This is a genomic window from Methylorubrum zatmanii (assembly GCF_014845115.1).
Lineage (GTDB): Bacteria > Pseudomonadota > Alphaproteobacteria > Rhizobiales > Beijerinckiaceae > Methylobacterium > Methylobacterium zatmanii.
Window position 1 is genome coordinate 43,083 of the sequence record NZ_NKUI01000076.1, and the last position, 18,911, is coordinate 61,993.

18 protein-coding genes are annotated in these 18,911 nt (G+C 69.6%); 8 read left to right on the plus strand and 10 right to left on the minus strand.

Going from position 1 to position 18,911, the window contains the following annotated elements; genetic code table 11:
• The first annotated feature begins 3 nt into the window (after window positions 1-3).
• A complete protein-coding gene (lpxK, locus tag MZTS_RS10620) occupies window positions 4-999 on the plus strand; it encodes a tetraacyldisaccharide 4'-kinase (protein ID WP_192283801.1) in 996 nt (331 codons plus the stop codon).
• On the opposite strand, the gene MZTS_RS10625 is transcribed toward lpxK, so the two are convergent.
• Window positions 974-1,198 (minus strand): DUF2093 domain-containing protein, encoded by a 225-nt coding sequence (locus tag MZTS_RS10625; RefSeq protein WP_009864826.1) that lies wholly within the window; start codon window positions 1,196-1,198, stop codon window positions 974-976. The two genes, lpxK and MZTS_RS10625, sit on opposite strands and share 26 nt — an antisense overlap.
• On the opposite strand from MZTS_RS10625, the gene MZTS_RS10630 reads away from it, so the two are divergent.
• From MZTS_RS10630 to deoA, 4 genes are read left to right on the plus strand one after another with little or no spacing between them, the layout of a single operon-like run.
• Window positions 1,197-1,802: a cytidine deaminase gene (locus tag MZTS_RS10630; RefSeq protein ID WP_281397033.1), complete on the plus strand. Its 606-nt coding sequence runs from the start codon at window positions 1,197-1,199 to the stop codon at window positions 1,800-1,802. The genes MZTS_RS10625 and MZTS_RS10630 overlap by 2 nt on opposite strands.
• On the plus strand, window positions 1,792-2,616 hold the full coding sequence (locus MZTS_RS10635) for a purine-nucleoside phosphorylase (protein ID WP_192283803.1): 825 nt from the start codon (window positions 1,792-1,794) through the stop codon (window positions 2,614-2,616). The genes MZTS_RS10630 and MZTS_RS10635 overlap by 11 nt, the downstream gene beginning before the upstream one ends.
• A complete protein-coding gene (gene deoC / locus MZTS_RS10640; RefSeq protein ID WP_192283804.1) occupies window positions 2,613-3,374 on the plus strand; it encodes a deoxyribose-phosphate aldolase in 762 nt (253 codons plus the stop codon). Before MZTS_RS10635 ends, deoC begins: the two co-directional genes overlap by 4 nt.
• Window positions 3,371-4,681 carry a thymidine phosphorylase gene (gene deoA / locus MZTS_RS10645; protein WP_192283805.1) on the plus strand — a complete coding sequence of 437 codons (1,311 nt, stop codon included), beginning with the start codon at window positions 3,371-3,373 and terminating at the stop codon, window positions 4,679-4,681. Before deoC ends, deoA begins: the two co-directional genes overlap by 4 nt.
• Window positions 4,682-4,721: 40 nt before the next feature.
• Here deoA and MZTS_RS10650 read toward each other — a convergent pair whose 3' ends face one another.
• The 4 genes from MZTS_RS10650 to dnaK form a co-directional block, all read right to left on the minus strand.
• Entirely contained in the window at window positions 4,722-5,027 is a 306-nt protein-coding gene (locus MZTS_RS10650; RefSeq protein ID WP_192283806.1) for a hypothetical protein, read from the minus strand.
• Between the two features lie 328 nt (window positions 5,028-5,355).
• Complete coding sequence (locus tag MZTS_RS10655; protein ID WP_192283807.1) at window positions 5,356-6,015, minus strand: phospholipid methyltransferase; 660 nt, start codon at window positions 6,013-6,015, stop codon at window positions 5,356-5,358.
• A gap of 178 nt (window positions 6,016-6,193) precedes the next feature.
• Complete coding sequence (dnaJ, locus tag MZTS_RS10660) at window positions 6,194-7,348, minus strand: molecular chaperone DnaJ (RefSeq protein WP_192283808.1); 1,155 nt, start codon at window positions 7,346-7,348, stop codon at window positions 6,194-6,196.
• 232 nt (window positions 7,349-7,580) lie between these two features.
• Window positions 7,581-9,500 carry a molecular chaperone DnaK gene (dnaK, locus tag MZTS_RS10665; RefSeq protein ID WP_192283809.1) on the minus strand — a complete coding sequence of 640 codons (1,920 nt, stop codon included), beginning with the start codon at window positions 9,498-9,500 and terminating at the stop codon, window positions 7,581-7,583.
• A 382-nt stretch (window positions 9,501-9,882) separates the two neighbouring features.
• Between dnaK and MZTS_RS10670 the strand changes: the two genes are divergently transcribed.
• Together MZTS_RS10670 and MZTS_RS10675 are read left to right on the plus strand one after the other, a co-directional pair.
• On the plus strand, window positions 9,883-10,917 hold the full coding sequence (locus tag MZTS_RS10670) for a hypothetical protein (protein WP_192283810.1): 1,035 nt from the start codon (window positions 9,883-9,885) through the stop codon (window positions 10,915-10,917).
• A gap of 93 nt (window positions 10,918-11,010) precedes the next feature.
• Window positions 11,011-13,326, plus strand: a complete 2,316-nt coding sequence (locus MZTS_RS10675) for an FdhF/YdeP family oxidoreductase (RefSeq protein WP_192283811.1) — start codon at window positions 11,011-11,013, stop codon at window positions 13,324-13,326.
• 48 nt (window positions 13,327-13,374) lie between these two features.
• On the opposite strand, the gene MZTS_RS10680 is transcribed toward MZTS_RS10675, so the two are convergent.
• The gene (locus tag MZTS_RS10680) at window positions 13,375-14,061 is read right to left on the minus strand and encodes a glycosyltransferase (RefSeq protein WP_009863332.1); all 687 of its coding nucleotides are present in this window, start codon (window positions 14,059-14,061) and stop codon (window positions 13,375-13,377) included.
• A 131-nt stretch (window positions 14,062-14,192) separates the two neighbouring features.
• On the opposite strand from MZTS_RS10680, the gene MZTS_RS10685 reads away from it, so the two are divergent.
• Window positions 14,193-14,486: an RNA polymerase sigma factor region1.1 domain-containing protein gene (locus MZTS_RS10685; protein ID WP_192283812.1), complete on the plus strand. Its 294-nt coding sequence runs from the start codon at window positions 14,193-14,195 to the stop codon at window positions 14,484-14,486.
• A gap of 52 nt (window positions 14,487-14,538) precedes the next feature.
• Here the strand turns inward: MZTS_RS10685 and recN are convergent, their stop codons facing one another.
• From recN to MZTS_RS10705, 4 genes are all read right to left on the minus strand, one after another.
• Window positions 14,539-16,233 carry a DNA repair protein RecN gene (gene recN, locus MZTS_RS10690; protein WP_192283813.1) on the minus strand — a complete coding sequence of 565 codons (1,695 nt, stop codon included), beginning with the start codon at window positions 16,231-16,233 and terminating at the stop codon, window positions 14,539-14,541.
• A gap of 61 nt (window positions 16,234-16,294) precedes the next feature.
• Window positions 16,295-17,203, minus strand: coding sequence for a glycosyltransferase family 2 protein (locus MZTS_RS10695; RefSeq protein ID WP_192283814.1), 909 nt, complete (start codon window positions 17,201-17,203; stop codon window positions 16,295-16,297).
• Window positions 17,204-17,347: 144 nt separating this feature from the next.
• Complete coding sequence (locus MZTS_RS10700) at window positions 17,348-18,223, minus strand: outer membrane protein assembly factor BamD (RefSeq protein WP_192283815.1); 876 nt, start codon at window positions 18,221-18,223, stop codon at window positions 17,348-17,350.
• A gap of 165 nt (window positions 18,224-18,388) precedes the next feature.
• Window positions 18,389-18,911 (minus strand): UDP-3-O-acyl-N-acetylglucosamine deacetylase (locus tag MZTS_RS10705; RefSeq protein ID WP_192283816.1); only part of this gene is annotated, 523 nt, incomplete at its 5' end.

An 18,911-nucleotide genomic window follows, 5' to 3' on the forward strand; every position in this document is an offset into this window, starting at 1 on the left:
GGCATGCATCCGCCCGGCTTCTGGTCCCGGCCGCCCGGTCACCCCCTCGCCCGGCTGCTGGCGCCGGCCGGCCGCCTCTATGGCGGCCTGGCGGCGAATCGGATGGACCGTGCGGGCGCCGTGCCTCCCTGCCCGGTTCTGTGCGTCGGCAATTTTACCCTGGGCGGTGCCGGCAAGACGCCGACCGCCCTCGCCCTCGCCCGCCTCCTGCGCGGGCTGGGACGAAACCCCGTCTTCCTCAGCCGAGGCTATGGCGGGCGGGCGGCCGGCCCGCTCCTCGTCGATCCTGCCCGGCACGGTGCGGCGGAGGTCGGCGACGAACCGCTGCTGCTGGCGGCCTTCGCCTCCGCCGTCGTCGCCCGTGACCGGCCGGCCGGCGCCCGTCTCTGCGTCGCGGCCGGAGGCGACGTGATCGTGATGGATGACGGGCTGCAGAATCCGAGCCTGTCGAAGACCCTGGCGCTGGCCGTGGTCGATGCCGGCGCCGGGATCGGCAACGGTCAGCCCTTCCCCGCCGGGCCGCTCCGTGTGCCGCTCGCCCGGCAATGGCCGCATGTCGCCGGCCTCGTCCTCGTCGGTGAGGGAGCGCCCGGCGAGGGAGTGGCGGCACAGGCGCGGGCGCGCGGCCTGCCGGTCCACCGCGCCCGCCTCGCACCGGAAGAGCGAGCGACCTGGGCCGGGCGCCGAGTCGTCGCCTTCGCCGGAATCGGACGGCCGCAAAAATTCTTCGAGACCCTGCGCGGGCTCGGGGCCGAGATCGTGGCCGAACGGGCTTTCCCCGATCACCACCCCTATCGGCCGGCGGACCTGACGGGCTTGATCGCCCTCGCGGCGCGCGAGGGCGCATGCCTCGTCACGACGGAGAAGGACGCGGTGCGCCTGCCCCCGCAGGAGCGGGAGGCGGTGCGGGTGCTTCGGGTCGCGCTGTGCTTCGCCGACGAGGACGGCCTGCGGCGGCAGCTGGCCGACGCGCTCAGCGCGCCGCGCGAAGCTCCTTGAGGCGCTGCATCGCCGCCTCGGGGGTGGCATAGGCTTCCTGGCGGTCGACGTTCCAGTAGCGCAGGGCGTCGAGGGCGATCGGCTCGCCGGTCACCGCGCAGCGCACGAAGGTGCCCGGCTTGATCACCCGCATGGTGCCGTCGCCGTATTCGACCTTGGCTTCGCCGCCGGTCGCTCCCCGTTCATAGCGTCCGAGCATGAGTTTCGGGCTCCCGCTGTCGTCCTGTCCGCGTCCCGTCTGCTTAGAGCGCTGCCCGCCGGAGGGGAAGCCGGTTCGGCACGGGGGCGCGGTAGGATGTGTCCGCAGGTCACGATTGCCCCCTCGACACGGGCCCGAGCCTCGGGTCAAACCGAGCCATGTCCTGTTCTTCCTTGACCCGGCTGCGCCCGTGACCGAGCCCGCTCTCGACGCCTTGTTCGAGGCCGCCGCCGCCGTGCGTGGCCGCGCCCACGCGCCCTATTCAGGCTTCGCCGTCGGCGCCGCCCTGACCGACGAGGACGGACGCATCCATGCCGGCTGCAATGTCGAGAACGCCGCCTATCCCGTCGGCACCTGTGCCGAGGCCGGGGCCATCGCCGCGATGATCGCCACCGGCGGCCGGAGGATCCGCGCCATCCTCGTCCTGGCCGAAAGCCCCGCCCCGGTGACGCCCTGCGGCGCCTGCCGCCAGCGCATCCGCGAATTCGCCGGCCCCGACACGCCGATCCTCTCCGCCGGCCCGGATGGAATCCGCGCCCGCTTCACCCTGGAGGAGTTGCTCCCCGCCTCCTTCGGCCCGGAGCATGTCGTCCATGGCGCCTGAGGACGCCGCCATCGCTTTCCTGCGGGCGGAGGGCTTCGAGGGGCCTTACGCCTGCGCCATCGTCACCGGAACCGGGCTCGGGGCCCTGGTGGAGGCGGTCGAGGATCGCGTGAGCCTCGGCTACGACCGCATCCCCGGCTTTCCCGCCCCCGGCGTCAGCGGCCATGGCGGCCGGCTGCATCGCGGGCGCCTCTCGGGCCGGCCGGTCCTGGTCTTCGAGGGCCGAGCCCACGCCTATGAGCGGGGCGATGCGGCGGCCATGCGCGTCCCCCTCGCCGCCGCGCGGGCGCTCGGGGCCGGCGGGCTGCTGCTCACCAACGCCTCCGGCTCCCTGCGGCTGGAGGCCGGCCCCGGCAGCCTCGTGATGTTGACCGACCACATCAACCTGTCGGGCCTCAGCCCCCTGATCGGCGAGCCGAGCGATGCCCGCTTCGTGCCGATGACGGATGCCTACGATCCCGGCTTGCGCACGAAGCTGCTCGCGGCGGCCGAGGAGGCGGGCCTGCCGCTTCAGGCAGGCATCTACGCGTGGTTCTCCGGTCCGAGCTTCGAGACGCCGGCTGAGGTCCGCATGGCCGGCATCCTCGGCGCCGACCTCGTCGGCATGTCGACGGTGCCGGAGACGATCCTCGCCCGCTTCCTCGGCCTGCCGGTCGCGGCGGTTTCCGTCGTCACCAATCTGGCGGCTGGGATCGCGGGCGGCGCCCCCCACCATGCCGAAACCAAGGCGGTGGCTGCCCGCGCCGGGGCGGACCTCGCGCGCCTCGCCGCCGCCTTCGTCGCCCGCCTGCCCGACCCGCAAGGACACGGATGATGGCTGCGAACCCCCTCTCCTCCCAGGATGCGGCCGGCATCGCCCGTCGGGCCCTGCCGCTCCTCGACCTCACCGACCTGAGCGAGACCTGCACCGAGGCCGCGGTGGCGGATCTGTGCGGCAAAGCCCGCGCCAGCGCCGTCGCGGCAATCTGCGTCTGGCCGCGCTTCGTCGCGCAAGCGGCGGGGGTGCTGGCGGGCAGCGGCGTGCGGATCGCCACCGTGGTCAACTTTCCCGAGGGCGGCGAGGACCGGGAGGGCACGGTCGAGGAGACCCGCGCGACGCTGGCGGAGGGCGCCGACGAGATCGACCTCGTCCTGCCCTACCGTGCCCTGATGCGCGGCGATGCCGAAGCAGCCCGTGCGATGGTCCATGCCGTGCGCGAGGCCTGCGGCGGCAGTCTCCTCAAGGTCATCCTCGAGACCGGCCGGCTCGAGGAGCCGGACCTGATCGCGCAAGCGAGCCGCCTCGCGCTGGAGGCCGGCGCCGACTTCATCAAGACGTCCACCGGCAAGACACCGGTTTCGGCCACGCTCCCCGCCGCCGAGATCATGCTGCGGGCGATCCGCGATCATCGCGGCCATCGGCCGGCGGGGCTCAAGGTCTCGGGCGGACTGCGCCGGGTCGAGGATGCCGCCGCCTATCTGGCGTTGGCCGACCGGATCATGGGGCCGGACTGGATCGGTCCACACAGCTTCCGCATCGGCGCGAGCGCGCTCCATGCGGATCTCGTCCGTGTTTTGGAGGCGGGTCGATGAGGCTTCCCCAGGAGATCATCCGCGACAAGCGTGACGGGCGTGCCCTGTCGCCTTCCGACATCGCGGGCTTCATCGACGGGCTGGCGCGGGAGCGCGTCACCGAGGGGCAGGCGGCCGCCTTCGCCATGGCGGTGTTCTTCCGCGGCCTCGCCCTCGACGAGCGCGTGGCCCTGACCCGCGCCATGACCGAATCGGGCACGGTGCTCGCGTGGGACTTGCCCGGACCGGTGCTCGACAAGCACTCCACCGGCGGCATCGGCGACACGGTGAGCCTCGCCCTCGCCCCGATGGTCGCGGCCTGCGGCGGCTACGTGCCGATGATCTCGGGACGAGGGCTCGGCCATACCGGCGGCACCCTCGACAAGCTCGCGAGCATCCCCGGCTACGACGTGGCGCCCGGCCTCGACCGCTTCCGCGCGGTCACCGCCGAGGTTGGCTGCGCCATCATCGGGCAGACCGCCGACCTCGCCCCCGCCGACCGGCGGCTCTACGCGATCCGCGATGTGACCGGGACGGTGGAATCGCTCGATCTCATCACCGCGTCGATTCTCTCGAAGAAGCTCGCGGCGGGGCTCCAGGGCCTGGTCATGGACGTGAAGACCGGCTCCGGCGCCTTCATGGCCGGGCACGCGGAGGCGCGGGCGCTCGCCGAGAGCATCGTCACGGTCGCCAACGCGGCCGGGCTGCGCACCCGCGCCCTCATCACCGATATGGACGCGCCGCTCGCCTCCGCCGCCGGCAACGCGGTCGAGGTCGCCTATGCCGTCGATTATCTCACCGGACGGGTCCGCGAGCCGCGCTTCCACGCGGTCACCCTGGCGCTCGCCGCCGAGATGCTGGTGATCGGCGGACTGGCCGCAGACGTCGCGGAGGCGGAGGGCCGTCTCACGGCGGCGCTCGACTCGGGCCGGGCCTGCGAGGTGTTCTCGCGCATGGTGGCGTCGCTCGGTGGCCCGGCGGATTTCGTCGAGGCGGCGGAACGCCAGCTGCCACGGGCACCGGTGGTGCGGCCGGTGACGGCGGAGACGGCGGGTTTCGTGGAGGCTGTGGATACCCGCGCCATCGGCCTCGCCGTGATCGCGCTGGGGGGCGGCCGTACCCGGCCGCAGGATGCCATCGACGCCGGTGTCGGCTTCACCGGGCTGGTGCGGCCCGGCGACCGCGTCGCATCGGGCGAGCCGCTCGGCCATGTCCATGCGGCAGACGAGGCTGCGGCGGATCGGGCGGCGGCGGCTGTGAGGGCCGCCTACCGCATCGGCGAGGCGCGGCCGGAGCCGCGCCAGGCCGTGATGGAACGGTTGGGCTGAGGGCTTCCGCCGGTTTGCGGCCGGGAACCCTCGTCAACCCCTACCAGTGGTGATGATGGCGATGGCGGTGGCCCCAGCCGTGGTGATGGCCCCAGTGCCGGCGGTGATGCCCCCAATGGCCGCGATGATGGTGGCGGTGGCCCCAATGGCGCGGATGGTGGCGATGGCCGAAATGGTGGTGGTGCCACTGCACGGTTTCGACGGTCGCGTCCGAGGCGAGCGCGGCGGCCGGCGCGGCCTGAAGCGGGGCGGCCTCAGCGGAGCCGCCACCGATCAGCCCGCCGGCCATGAGAGCGAGCGCGGCGAGCGCGAAGCGGGACCGACGCGTCGAGGATGAAACCGACATACGTAACCTCCGTTCGTCCGGCCGTTTGGAACGGCCCTGGCGGCAAAACTAGGCGCTGCCGGATGAACGGGTACTGAGCACTCTGCGCACAAACGGAAATGTAGATTGCGCCTCGTCCCAAGGGGGGACACGGCGCTCCATTCTCCCGATCGACACCGCCTTATCGCGGGGCATCGACCACGACGCGCAAAAACGCTTCGACATGGTTTCCGGTTGGAGGCTGTGACCTTTCCCTACGTCATCGCGAGGCGAAGCCGTGGCAATCCAGGGCACGGGACTGTCCGGAAAGGTTGCGCCGGATCGCTTCGCTGGCGCTCGCGATAGACGATCAGGGCGTCGCGGGTTTGCTCGCCTCGGGACGGCGATAGACCCAGACGCGGGCCGGGGGCAGGTTCAGCCAGACCTTGTTGGAGCGGCTCGCCGTGTAGCTGCCCGCCTCGCACCGCGCGGGGATCGGCGGCACCACCGCGTAGGTGAACTGTACGAAGGGCGCGCCCGGATGCATCAGGTCATGGGCACCCTGCAGCAGGTCGAGGCGCTGCTCCAGGGGCTTGGTGAACAGCGGCAGGCTGGAGATCGTCGCGGCGCAGGGACGGTCGAGCAGGCCGCCCAGGGTCTCGCGGATGCGGTAGGCATCGCCGCGAATGACGGTGGTGCGTGGGAAGCGGCGCTGCAGCAGCCGGCAGAAATCCGGGTTGAACTCGACGAGGATCAGCCGCTCCTGGTCGAAGCCCCGGCGGATCAGCGCCTCGGTCACCGGGCCCGTGCCCGGGCCCAGTTCGATCACCGGACCGTCGACACTCGGGTCGGCATAGGCCGCCATGGTCCGGGCCAGCATCCGGCCCGAGGGCGTCACGGCCCCGGTGACGAGGGGGCGCTCGAACCAGGATCGCAGGAAGCGCGCCTCATCCTCCAGCGGATCTTTCCGCTCGCGGATGACGCGTGTCGCGGCGACGGCCTTGGCGCTGGAACGGCGAAGCGGCGGCACGACCGATGGTCCTCGGCTCATCATGGGTGGGAGAGGCTAGACGACGAAAACCGGCAGCCAGTCAAGCTCGCAGCTCTGTACGACCCGTATGAGGGCGCACATTGCCGCGACGACCGCCGCCCGACGGGCCGCGGTCGTAACCGGCCGGAGCGCGGGTTTGATCCCGCGCGGGCCATGATCACGTCCGCGCCGAGCCGCTGACGAAGAAGTCGCGCACCTTCGAGAAGAAGCCGGCGCTTTCCGGATGGTTCTCGTCCGAGGCACTCTGGTCGAACTCCTGCAGCAGCTCGCGCTGCCGCTTGGTGAGGTTCTGCGGCGTCTCGACGGAGACCTGGATGTAGAGGTCGCCGACTTCCCGCGAGCGCAACACCGGCATGCCCTTGCCCTTGATGCGGAACTGCTTGGCGGTCTGGGTGCCGGCGGGGATGCGGACCTGGGTCTGCGAGCCGTCGATCACCGGAACGGTGATCTCGCCCGAGAGCGCCGCCGTCACCATCGAGATCGGCACGCGGCAGAACAGGTCGGCCCCGTCGCGCTGGAAGAACGGGTGCGGCTTGATCGAGAGGAAGACGTAGAGGTCGCCGGAGGGACCGCCGCGCAGGCCGCTCTCGCCCTCGCCCGCCAGCCGGATGCGCAGGCCGTCATCCACACCCGCCGGGACGTTGATGGAGAGGGTGCGCTCGCGGTTGACCCGCCCGGCGCCGGAACAGGCGGTGCAGGGATCGTCGACGACCTCGCCGCGGCCGTGACAGTTGGGGCAGGTCCGTTCGATGGCGAAGAAGCCCTGCGCCGCGCGGACCCGGCCGTAGCCGCCACAGGTCGGACAGGTGCGCGGCTTCGAGCCGGGCTTGGCGCCGCTGCCGGAGCAGGCCTCGCAGGCGATCGAGGTCGGGATGCGAATCGTCTCGGTCTTGCCGGAATACGCCTCTTCGAGGGAGATTTCGAGGTTGTAGCGCAGGTCCGCCCCGCGCTCCCGGCCCGGAGCGCCGCCGCCCCGCCCGCGACCGCCGCCCGGCGCTCCACGGCCATCTCCGAAAAAGTTCTCGAAGATGTCCGACATGAAGTCGCCGAACTCGTTGCCGAATCCGGGGCCGCCCCCGCCGCCCTGGCTGAAGGCGGCATGGCCGAAGCGGTCATAGGCCGCGCGCTTCTGGCCGTCGGAGAGGCATTGATAGGCCTCGTTGACTTCCTTGAACTTGATCTCGGCTTCCTTGTCGCCGGGATTGCGGTCCGGATGATGGACCATGGCGAGCTTGCGGAAGGCAGCCTTCAACTCACCGTCCGAGGCCGTCTTCGCGACGCCCAAGACCTCGTAATAGTCCCGTTTCGACATTCCCGGCCTCTGGAGCCTCTCGTTTGCGTCGGCGACCGGCTTTCCGCCGGGCTTCGGCCGCGCCGCGATCCGCCTCCCGACTCGAACGGGATGGATCGGCCATCGCTTCTCACGGACGCCCGATACGGTTGATCCCCGAGCCTTGCCCGAGGATCAAGCCGTCCGTGCCGTCCTGGCGTCAAAAAATGCCGGGAGCGGTGCCGGCGCACCGCTCCCGAACCGTCACGGTGACTTACGCGCGCTTCTTGCGCTCGTTCTCGTCCACTTCCTGGAAGTCGGCGTCGATGACGTCGTCCTTCTTCTCGCCCGAGGCGGAAGCCCCCTCGGCGCCCGGCGCGCCCTCGGCCTGGGAGGCGGCGTACATCGCCTCGCCGAGCTTCATCGAGGCCTGCATCAGGTCGTTGGTCTTGGCCTTGATGCCCTCGGCATCCTCGCCCTCCAGAGCCGTGCGGAGCGCGGCGATGGCCGTCTCGATGGCGCCCTTGTCGGCGGCCGAGACCTTGTCGCCGTATTCCGACACCGACTTCTCGGTGGCGTGAATCAGGCTCTCGCCCTGGTTCTTCACCTCGACCAGCTCGCGGCGCTTCTTGTCCGCCTCGGCATTGGCCTCGGCGTCCTTGACCATCTTCTCGATGTCGGCGTCGGACAGGCCGCCCGAGGCCTGGATGCGGATCTGGTGCTCCTTGTTCGTCGCCTTGTCCTTGGCCGTGACGTTCACGATGCCGTTGGCGTCGATGTCGAAGGTCACCTCGATCTGCGGCATGCCGCGCGGGGCCGGCGGGATGCCGACGAGGTCGAACTGGCCCAGCAGCTTGTTGTCCGCCGCCATCTCGCGCTCACCCTGGAAGACCCGGATGGTGACCGCGTTCTGGTTGTCCTCGGCGGTCGAGAAGACCTGGGACTTCTTGGTCGGGATCGTGGTGTTGCGGTCGATGAGCCGGGTGAACACGCCGCCCAGCGTCTCGATGCCGAGCGAGAGCGGGGTCACGTCGAGCAGCAGCACGTCCTTCACGTCGCCCTGGAGCACGCCGGCCTGGACCGCGGCGCCGATGGCGACGACCTCGTCCGGGTTGACGCCCTTATGGGGCTCCTTGCCGAAGAACGCCTTCACGACCTCCTGCACCTTGGGCATGCGGGTCTGGCCGCCGACGAGCACGACCTCGTCGATCTCGGAGGCCGAAACGCCGGCATCCTTGAGCGCCTTGCGGCAGGGCTCGATCGTGCGCTGCACGAGGTCGTCGACCAGCGACTCGAACTTGGCGCGGCTGAGCTTCAGCGCGAGGTGCTTCGGGCCGGAGGCGTCGGCGGTGATGTAGGGCAGGTTGATCTCGGTCTGGGTGGCCGAGGATAGCTCGATCTTCGCCTTCTCGGCGGCCTCCTTGAGGCGCTGGAGGGCGAGCTTGTCCTTGGTCAGGTCGATGCCCTGCTCCTTCTTGAACTCGCTGGTCAGGTACTCGACCACTCGGTTGTCGAAGTCCTCGCCGCCGAGGAAGGTATCGCCGTTGGTGGACTTCACCTCGAACACGCCGTCGCCGATCTCCAGGATCGACACGTCGAAGGTGCCGCCGCCGAGATCGTAGACCGCGATGGTGCCGGACTTCTTCTTGTCGAGGCCATAGGCCAGGGCGGCGGCCGTCGGCTCGTTGATGATGCGCAGCACTTCGAGGCCGGCGATCTTGCCGGCATCCTTGGTGGCCTGACGCTGGGCGTCGTTGAAGTAGGCGGGCACCGTGATGACGGCCTGCGTCACCGGCTGGCCGAGATGCGACTCGGCGGTCTCCTTCATCTTCTGAAGGGTGAAGGCCGAGATCTGCGAGGGCGAGTACTTCTTGCCGTCGGCCTCGACCCAGGCGTCGCCGTTGTCGCCACGGGCGATCTTGTAGGGCACGAGGCCCTTGTCCTTCTGCGTCAGCGGATCGTCGTAGGTCCGGCCGATCAGACGCTTGATCGCGAAGAAGGTGCGTTCCGGATTGGTCACGGCCTGCCGCTTGGCGGGCTGGCCGACGAGGCGCTCCCCGTCGTCGGTGAAGGCGACGATGGACGGGGTGGTGCGGGCGCCTTCCGCGTTTTCGATGACCCGCGGCTGCGTGCCTTCCATGACGGCCACGCAGGAATTGGTGGTGCCGAGGTCGATACCGATCACTTTACCCATGGTGGGATCCCTCTGTTGGATTTTTCAAGCAGACCGCCGAGCCCCGAAGCAGCTCGACCCATGGCGGTACAAAACATCTGGTTTGAGAACGGGATGGATCCAAGCGCCAAGGCCCTTGCGGGCTGTGCTTCCAAGGCCTCGTCCCGTGTCCCGCCGCATATAAGAAGACGGCTACGCCGCCGCAAGAACGCGGACCGGGCCGTTGGGCGGCCGCCGTCATCCTCCGCCGTGCCGAGGCCTTTTTCCCCGTGCGGTGCAAGGGGCGCGACGGGACCGGAGACCCGCCTTGTTGCCAGGCTGCCACGTCCGCGCCATGCCTGTCATGCTAGGACAGCATGATACTGCCCGTGACGGGGCGTCAAACCGGGATACCGACCGCCCGATGTTCCTGCCCGACCCCGAGGGGATCCCCGTGAGGAAGATCCGCCCGCCGCGTGCCGCGACGGGGATGCTCCTCGCCTTCGCCTGCCTGACGGCACTGCCGTCCACGCCGGCGCGGGCCCAGTCCTTCTTCGAGGAATTGTTCGGCATCGGCCGGGCGGCCCGGCCGCCGCAGCCGCCGCGCAACGTGCCGGTCCCGCCGCCCCAGCCCGTCGATCCCGGCGCGCCGGCGGCTCCATTTCCCGGCGAGGGCGCGGAGACCCGGCCGAGCGTCCCGGCCCAGCCCAGGCAGCCGGTGGTGCTGCGCGTGCCGGCCGAGGACAACGTGGCGGGGCAGGAGCTGCTGCTCAACGGCCTCAACGGCTCCCTGAAAATCGAGCGCAACGGATCGGCCTATACGGCGCTGCTGACTCTGCCGGGTACCAAGATCTCGCAGCCGACCGAGAGCTGCACGGTGAAGCTCGACGGCGGCAAGCCCGTGCCCCTGGCGGCGGAGGGGCGTGCCCAGGGCGTTTCCCGCTTCGCGGCGTCCTCCGCCGAATGTCCCCTGCGCTTCGAGGTGCTCGACGGCAGCGTGCTCGCCACGCCCCTGGGGGCCGGCCGAGCCTGCACCTTCACGGCGGCCGATTGCGAGACCACGCCCGCCGGTCTGTGGGGGCCCGCTGCGGCCTCGCTGATCCCGCAGGCGGCGGAGTTCGACACCGCCCGCGGCGTGGCCGACAGGGCCGTGCGCGACAATTACAAGATCATGACCCAGCGCGCCCGTGGCAGCGATGTCCGCCCGATCGTGCAGGAGCAGGCGGCCTTCTCCTCGGACCGGGAGCAGACCTGCCGGACCTATGCCCGCGAGGGCGTTCACGGCTATTGCCATCTGCGCTTCACCGAGGCGCGGGCCATCGCCCTGGCGGCGCGGCTCGGGGCCAACACCGCCACGCCCACGGCGGCCAACGCTCCGCCGCGTCCCCGCCGTCCCCGTGCTCCAGTGGAAGGGATGAATCCCGACGCGGCCGGAGCGGAGCCTTTCGCCGATCAATAGGGTGCGCGGCAACCGGGGCTGAGCCATCGTCGCACGGGCGGAACCGTGCGCGGGCGCAGGTGTTGCGCCGAGGTCAGCCAGAGCGAGCCCGGCATGCCCGACCAGAAGATCGAAGCCTATACCGACCCGGCCGGCGGATGGGGGTCGGCCCGCTCCCTCGTCGACATCCTGACCCGCGAGGAGATCCCGGCCTCCGGCGCGGCCATGCTGATGAAGCAGAACAAGCCGGACGGCTTCATGTGCGTGTCCTGCGCATGGTCGAAGCCGGCCAAGCCCTCGACCTTCGAATATTGTGAGAACGGCGCCAAGGCGACCGCCTGGGAGCAGACCCGCAAGCGGATCGGCCCCGATTTCTTCGAGCGCTGCTCCGTCACCGAACTCCTCACGTGGTCCGACTACGACCTGGAGGAGAAGGGGCGCCTCACCCACCCCCTGCGCTACGATCCGCAGCGCGACCGCTATCTCCCGGTCTCCTGGGAGGAGGCCTTCGCCGAGATCGGCCGTGAGCTGAAGGCGGTGCGGGAGACCGACCCGAAGGCGGCGGTGTTCTACTCCTCTGGCCGGGCGTCGCTGGAGACGAGCTACATGTACGCGCTGTTCGCGCGGATGTACGGCAACAACAACCTGCCCGACTCCTCCAACATGTGCCACGAATCGACCTCGAAGGCGCTGCCGCAATCGATCGGCGTGCCGGTCGGCACCACGGTGCTGGAGGATTTCGAATCGACCGACCTGATTCTGTTTTTCGGTCAGAATGTCGGCTCGAACTCGCCGCGGATGCTCCATCCGCTGCAGGACGCTCGCCGCCGGGGCGTTCCGATCATCACCTTCAATCCCCTGCGCGAGCGGGGCCTGGAGCGCTTCACCAACCCGCAATCGCCGATCGAGATGCTGACGCATTCCTCGACGCAGATCTCGACCCAGTACCATCAGGTCAAGGCAGGAGGCGACATCGCGGCCATTGCCGGGATCTGCAAGGCCCTGTTCGCCGCCGACCGCGAGGCGCAGGCGGAAGGGCGCCCGCGCGTCCTCGACATCGACTTCCTCAGTGAGCACACCCACGGCTTCGAGACGTTCGAGAAGTTCTGCGACCGGCTCGACTGGACCGCCCTCGAGGTGAAGGCCGGCCTGAAGCGCGAGGCGATGGAGGCCGCCGCCGCCGTCTATGCCCGCGCGCGGGCGGTAATCGGCATCTACGGCATGGGGCTGACCCAGCACCGTCGCGGCACCGAGACGGTGCAGATGCTCGTCAACCTCATGCTCTTGCGTGGCAATATCGGCCGGCCGGGAGCGGGCATCTGCCCGGTGCGCGGCCATTCCAACGTGCAGGGGCAGCGCACCGTCGGCATCGCCGACGAGCCCTCCCTGGTGCCGCTCGACAAGCTGAAGGAACTCTACGGCTTCGAGCCGCCGCGGGAGAAGGGTCTCAACACCATCGAGACCTGCGAGGGCGTGATCGCCGGAACGGTGAAGGCCTTCGTCGGACTCGGCGGCAACTTCGTCCGGGCGATCCCCGACACGCAGCGGATGGAGGAGGCGTGGCGCTCCCTGCGCCTGACCGTGCAGGTCTCGACCAAGCTCAACCGCTCGCACCTCGTCCATGGCGAGATCGCCTATATCCTGCCCTGTCTCGGCCGGATCGAGATCGACGAGCAGCGGACCGGGCCGCAGGCGGTGTCGATGGAGGATTCGACCTCCTGCTTCCACGGCTCCCGGGGCGTGGCCCGCCCGGTGAGCGACCATGTCCGCTCCGAGCCCTGGATCGTGGCGCATCTCGCCAAGGCGACGCTGCCGCCCAATCCGAAGGTCGATTGGGATGCCTGGGTCGGCGATTACGCCAAGGTCCGCGACGCCATCGAGGCGACCTATCCGGAGAAGTTCAAGGACTTCAACGCGCGCCTGTTCGAGCCCGGCGGCCTGCACAAGCCGCTCGCCGCCCGCGAGCGCAAATGGGAGACGGAGACCGGCAAGGCCAATTTCGTGGTGCCGTCGGACGGGCTCGACATGGACCCGGACATGAAGAGCGACCGGCGCGACGTGCTCGACCTCATCACCCTGCGCTCGAACGACCAGTTCAACACCACCGTCTACGGCTATCACGACCGCTTCCGCGGGGTGAAAGGCACGCGGCAGGTGCTGTTCATGAACGAGAACGACATCGCGCGCCTGCAGCTCTCCGACGGCGAGACGGTCGATGTGGTGACCGAGGCCTCCGACGAGTTCGCCCGCGAGGTGAAGGGCCTCAGGATCGTCAAATACGACATCCCGGAGGGCAATTGTGCCGGCTACTACCCCGAGCTGAACGTGCTGATCCCGCTCTGGCACCACGATGTCCAGGCCAAGACGCCGGCGGCCAAGGCAATCCCCGTGCGCATCGCCAAGGCGGCGGAGCGGGCGGTGAGGGACTGACGCCTCGGACCGAGCGACGGCATCGACCGGTTCATCGGTGCCGCCGCCTCACTCGAGGAAAAACCGTTCGTTCCTCTGGCGCTCGCTCCAATGGCCGTTGGGCTTGCGGTAGCTGTAATAGGCCGCGAGTTCGAAGCCGGCCTGCTGGTTGTCCGCCATCTGGTGGACGAAGATCCGATCGGCGAAGGCGACCCTCAGCCTCGGCCGGGGTGGAACGAGATCGAAGAACGTATCGATCAGAACATGCGTCCCGGTCATGTGGTGCAGGTCGTAGGGGACGTGGTCGGTCGTCGCCTCCTCCCGGCGCTTCTGCTCCAGGATGTTGTGCAGGATCCGGTCGATCAGAAGGTCGAGTTCCGGCGCGCCTTTCCGGGCGGCGAGAACGCCGTTCATCAGGTCGAAATCCGTTTCCCCCGTCATCGTCCATCCTTTGCCGAACAGGATGAGGCTGTGGGACGACAGCGCGTCGAGGGTTTCGAGCAACCGGGCCGGTGAGGTCGGGCCGACATGGGCGTCGACGTAGAGGCCGCCGTGTTCGCGCAGAAGGAGAAGGCGGGCCAGATCCGACTTGGCGGACGGCAGGCGGATCGCGTCGAAGACCGGGACGAAAGCGGGCGGCAGCAGCGGCCGCACATCCGCGTCGCCGAAGACGGTGCAGTGCCGGTAGGCCCGCTGCCAGGCGGGGGCGGCCGGCGGACAATCGGCGTCGCGGCTCGTCCAGTACATGAGGATCATGGTCGGCTCATCGTGGCGTGACCCGGTTGCGGGCCGTCCCGTCCTGCGCGCATCGGCCCATTCGCTGTCCGGGCCTGTTCGTGAGGTTTGAGAGACTCGACGCGCGCCCGCGCCGGTCCATATTCCATCCCATGGACAGCCAGGACGGAGCCCACGCACGACGGCAGGCGATCATCGATCGCATGCTCAGCGATGCCTTGCGTCCGGCCGGAGGGGTCGTGCTGCCGAGCCACGACGCCTTGCCGGCCGATATCCGCATGACGGTCGATCGGCTGCTCGCCAAGGCGGATGCGGAGCGCCGCCGCTCGCTCACCTATGACGACCTTGAGGAGGCGCTGCCACCGCGTGATGTGACGGCCGACGATCTCGAGGCGATCTTCTGGGTGCTGGCGGAGTACGGGATCGAGCTGGACGAGGGGGAATAGCGGGTCCGGCCGCGCCGACCGCGGCTGCCACCCGGACAGTCCGGACAAGCCCTCAGCCATCGGCTCCCTGGAGCAGCCGCGCCGCCGCCGCGCGGGCCTCGTCGGTCACGGTGGCGCCGGCCAGCATCCGGGCGATCTCTTCCCGACGCGCATCCGCCGCGAGCCCGACCACCCGGGTCGTGACCCGGTCCCCATTCTTGCCGGTCGTCTTGCCGCCCTTCACGCTGTCCTTGGCGATGCGGAAATGGGTCGAGGCCCGGGCGGCGACCTGCGGCGCATGGGTGACCGCCACCACCTGAACCTGCTCGGAGAGGCGGCCGAGCCGCGCGCCGATGGCGTCGGCCACCGCGCCGCCGAGGCCGGTATCGATCTCGTCGAAGATCAGGGTCGGCGCCGAGCCCTTCCCGGCGAGGACCACCTTGAGGGCGAGCATGAAGCGCGACAGCTCACCGCCGGAGGCGACCTTCATCATCGGGCCGGCGCGGGTGCCGGGATTGGTCTGGGCCCAGAACTCGATCCGCTCGGTGCCGGCGGCGTCCCGCGAGGTCTCGTCCACGGTGATCTGCGTGATGAAGCGGGCGCCTTCGAGCTTCAGCGGCGGCAACTCGGCCTGAACGGCGGCGTCGAGGGCCTTGGCCGCCTTGCGACGCCCGTCCCCGAGCTTCTTGGCGGCCTGGGCATAGGCTACCTCCGCCGCCGTCAGCTCGGCCTCCAGGCCGGCCAGGGCCTGCTCGCCGGCGTCGAGCGCCGCCACGTCCGCATCGTAGCGGGCGCGCAGAGCGGCGAGGTCGTCGGCGGGCACTGCGTATTTGCGCGAGGCCGCGCGCAGGGCGAACAGGCGCTCCTCGACCCGTTCCAGCTCGCGCGGATCGAACTCGGCGGCGAGCACCGCGGCGTCGAGGGCGGTGCGGGCCTCGTCGAGGGCGACCAGCGCGGCATCGAGGGCGGCGATGCTCGGATCGACCAGCGTCGGCACCGTGGCGCTGCGCCGTTCCAGCCGGCGCACGGCGGAGGACAGGTGCGGCACCAGGGAGCCGGAGCCACCGACGAGGTCGAGGGCCTCGTTCAGCTCGCGGGCGACCTTCTCGCCCTGCTGCATCACCGTGCGGCGCTCGGCCAGCGTCGCCTCCTCGCCCGCCTGCGGATCGAGGTTAGCCAGTTCCTCCACCGCGTGGCGCAGGAAATCCGCCTCCTTCTGCGCCGCCTCGACCCGTTCGCGCTGCTCGGTCAGCGCCGTGCGGGCGGCGCGCACGCGCTTGGAGGCGGCGGCGACCTGGGCCAGGGGGCCTTGAAGGCCGCCGAAGGCATCGAGGATCGTGCGGTGTGTGCCGGGATCGGCGAGCGCCCGGTCGTCGTGCTGGCCGTGGATCTCGACCAGGGCAGCGCCGATCGCCCGCATGGTCTGCACGCCGACCGGCTGATCGTTGACGAAGGCGCGGGTTCGGCCATCGGCGAACTGGGTGCGCCGCAGGATCAGGTCGCCGTCGGTGTCGATCTCGGCCGCTGCCGCCACGGCGCGGGCGGGATGATCGGCCGCTACGTCGAACACGGCGGTGACGCCGCCCTGCGCCTCGCCCTGACGCACGAGGCCGCCATCGCCGCGCCCGCCCAGGGCGAGGGCGAAGGCGTCGAGCAGGATCGACTTGCCCGCGCCCGTCTCACCGGTGAGGACGGTCAGCCCCTCGGAAAAGGTCAGTTCGAGCTTGTCGATCAGAACGATGTCGCGGATCGCGAGCTGGACGAGCATGAAGCGGCGCCAGAGCCCCTTATTGGATTGCCGGCCGGTTTAGCCGTAAGCCACGGAGACTTCATCCGGAAAGTGCGGGCTCCCGGCCGAGGATGGCACAGAGTCGCCGGTACTCGGCCTCGAAGGCCGTGTCGAAGGCACGGATGGCGCGATCCTCCATTTCGTTGCGGTCCAGAACCATGAAGCGTTCGAGCGAACCGTCACGGATGCGGCCCGGATGACCATTCGGATAGTTGGCGTCGCCGCGCCGCATCCGCGCCTGGAACTCGGGCAGAGTCTTGCACTGGTAGTGGTTGATCTGGACGCCCTCGTAGACGATCCGATCAGAGGTGCCCTCGGAGGTGTCCGAGAAGGTCTGCCCGTCCGACAGGATCCGCCGGCCGTGATTGTGACGGATGTCGTGGATCCGCACGGCGGTGATTCCCTTGGCACGGGCCAGGGTCTTGAAGTGGTAGTGGTTGCTCCAGTTTAGCGGTGCGCAGTGGCTGAAGGCACGGGTTACGAGCCCATAGCCTGGGCCCTGGTGCCCCGAGGAGCCGAAGCCGCGCCAATTGATATGCAGGCTCGCGACGTCCGCCGGCAGCGCGCCGATGAGGCTGGCCATATCCCGATAGCCGAACGGGACAAGAAACTCATCGAGATCGAGATACATCACCCACGGCGTGGCGAGGCTCACCAGAGCATGGTGGTAGGCCAGAACCTGGGCGGAATCTCCTGGCGGTGACGGCCACGGGACCCGTCGAAGCCGCAGATCGCGGGGACCGAGCGCCTTGAACAGCGTTCGCGTGTCGTCCGTGCTCTCGTTGTCGTAGACGATGATGCGGTCGAATCCGATGGCGAGGTGAAAGGCGAGCCACTCGACGAGATAGGCACCCTCGTTGCGAGCGATGGCCACCAACGTCACAGCATGTGGCTTTTCACGCAGGGCACGGTCGGCGAGCGCTCTGCGCAGGCGCAGAAGAGCCTTCATGTCCGGTTCGTTACCGTTCGTCCTGGCCGCACCGTCGAGTCCCTTTAGCCGTGATCCTTTGCTCGCCAAACGAAAGCGCCCTGGCCGGAACGAACTGGCCAGGGCGCAGCCACGCTGTCGATCTCACGATCGTTCGGATGCGATCTAGTCCGCCGCCGCCGTCCGCCCGATCACGCCGCGATAGATCTTGCTGAGCCAGGAGGACTTCTCTTCGCGCGGCTCCAGACCGCCGGTCTGCAGGAGCGCGTAGGCGTCCTTGTACCAGGGGCTGTCGGGGAAGTTGTGGCCGAGCACGGCGGCGGCGGTCTGCGCCTCGCCGGTGAGGCCGAGCGCCATGTAGGCCTCGACCAGACGCTCCAGCGCCTCCTCGGCGTGACGGGTCGTCTGGTACTTGCTGATCACGTCGCGGAAGCGGTTGATCGCGGCCGGGAAGGCGCGCTTCTCGAGATAGAAGCGGCCGACCTCCATCTCCTTGCCGGCGAGCTGGTCGCGGGTGATCTGGATCTTGGCCTTGGCGTCGTTGGCGTATTCGGAGGTCGGGTACTTCTGCACCAGCTCCTGCAGGGCGACGAGCGCGCGCTCCGAGCGCTCCTGGTCACGGGTCACGTCCGGGATCTGCTTGTACTGCGACATCGCCATCAGATACTGGGCGTAGGCCGCGTCCTTGCTCGCCGGGTGACGCTGGAGATAGCGCTTCGAGGCGTTGATCGCGTCGTCGTACTTCGCGCCCTCGTAGTTCGCGTAGGCCGTCATCAGCAGGCCTTTCCGCGACCAGTCGGAATAGGTGTACTGCTTGTCGAGCTGGTCGAAGCTCTTGGCGGCGGCCTCGTAGTCCTTGTCCTCCATCTTCGCCAAGCCCTCGCTGTAGAGCTTGTCGGCCGGCGTGTCCGGAACCGCCTCGGGCTTGTACTTCTCGGCGAAGAGGTTGGTCGGATCGAGGGCGTCGCAGCCGGCGAGCCCGACGCCGAGGCTCAGGAGCACGGCCGCCATCGCGCCACGGGTCGGGAAGGTCAGAGGCATCTCGGTCAAATTCCCTGTCAGGCCCGGCCGCCTCGCTGGCGGCGCCGAGCCTACGCGCAGGCTTTCACGGTTGGAGGCCGATTCGGGCGTGAAAACGGCAGGTTCGCAGGAACCGTTAACGTCATCCACCCAAGATGCGGAAGAAGGGCCGATGTGGCGTGCCGGTTACAGCTCGGCGGCGAAGGCGGCGATGCCCAGCCCGGCGCCGAACTCGGTTCGCGCAGCCTCGCGGCGGGTGCCCTGGCCCTCGACGATGGCGTAGTTCGCCCGGTCGGCGAACAGGGCTTCGAGGATGCCCACATTCATGCGGTGCCCGCCGCAATAGGAGCGATAGGCTCCCTGGAGCGGCAGGCCGGCCAGGGCGAGGTCGCCGACGGCATCGAGGAACTTGTGGCGGACGAACTCGTCCGCGTAGCGCAGGCCTTCCGGGTTGACGATGGCGGTCTCGCCGATGGCGACCGTGTTGTCGAGGGAGGCGCCGAGGGCGAAGCCCGCCTTCCAGTAGCGCTCCACGTCCTTCATCATGCCGAAGGTGCGGGCGGGGGCGATCTCGCGGCGGTAGGAGGCGGGGGTCAGGTCCATGGCCTTGCGGCTGCGGCCGATCACCGGGGATTCGAAGTCGATCTCCACGTCGAGGCGGAATCCGCGATCGATCGGGCGGAGTTCGGCGAAGGCGCGGCCGGTCTCG

Excerpts from the sequence above, each read along its gene's own strand:
- lpxK (WP_192283801.1), top strand. The coding sequence starts at position 4 with ATGCATCCGCCCGGCTTCTGGTCCCGGCCGCCCGGTCACCCCCTCGCC.
- MZTS_RS10630 (WP_281397033.1), top strand. The coding sequence starts at position 1,197 with ATGAGTTTCGGGCTCCCGCTGTCGTCCTGTCCGCGTCCCGTCTGCTTA.
- MZTS_RS10625 (WP_009864826.1), bottom strand. The coding sequence starts at position 1,198 with ATGCTCGGACGCTATGAACGGGGAGCGACCGGCGGCGAAGCCAAGGTC.
- MZTS_RS10635 (WP_192283803.1), top strand. The coding sequence starts at position 1,792 with ATGGCGCCTGAGGACGCCGCCATCGCTTTCCTGCGGGCGGAGGGCTTC.
- deoC (WP_192283804.1), top strand. The coding sequence starts at position 2,613 with ATGATGGCTGCGAACCCCCTCTCCTCCCAGGATGCGGCCGGCATCGCC.
- deoA (WP_192283805.1), top strand. The coding sequence starts at position 3,371 with ATGAGGCTTCCCCAGGAGATCATCCGCGACAAGCGTGACGGGCGTGCC.
- MZTS_RS10650 (WP_192283806.1), bottom strand. The coding sequence starts at position 5,027 with ATGTCGGTTTCATCCTCGACGCGTCGGTCCCGCTTCGCGCTCGCCGCG.
- dnaJ (WP_192283808.1), bottom strand. The coding sequence starts at position 7,348 with ATGTCGAAACGGGACTATTACGAGGTCTTGGGCGTCGCGAAGACGGCC.
- dnaK (WP_192283809.1), bottom strand. The coding sequence starts at position 9,500 with ATGGGTAAAGTGATCGGTATCGACCTCGGCACCACCAATTCCTGCGTG.
- MZTS_RS10670 (WP_192283810.1), top strand. The coding sequence starts at position 9,883 with ATGTTCCTGCCCGACCCCGAGGGGATCCCCGTGAGGAAGATCCGCCCG.
- MZTS_RS10675 (WP_192283811.1), top strand. The coding sequence starts at position 11,011 with ATGCCCGACCAGAAGATCGAAGCCTATACCGACCCGGCCGGCGGATGG.
- MZTS_RS10680 (WP_009863332.1), bottom strand. The coding sequence starts at position 14,061 with ATGATCCTCATGTACTGGACGAGCCGCGACGCCGATTGTCCGCCGGCC.
- MZTS_RS10685 (WP_192283812.1), top strand. The coding sequence starts at position 14,193 with ATGGACAGCCAGGACGGAGCCCACGCACGACGGCAGGCGATCATCGAT.
- recN (WP_192283813.1), bottom strand. The coding sequence starts at position 16,233 with ATGCTCGTCCAGCTCGCGATCCGCGACATCGTTCTGATCGACAAGCTC.
- MZTS_RS10695 (WP_192283814.1), bottom strand. The coding sequence starts at position 17,203 with ATGAAGGCTCTTCTGCGCCTGCGCAGAGCGCTCGCCGACCGTGCCCTG.
- MZTS_RS10700 (WP_192283815.1), bottom strand. The coding sequence starts at position 18,223 with ATGCCTCTGACCTTCCCGACCCGTGGCGCGATGGCGGCCGTGCTCCTG.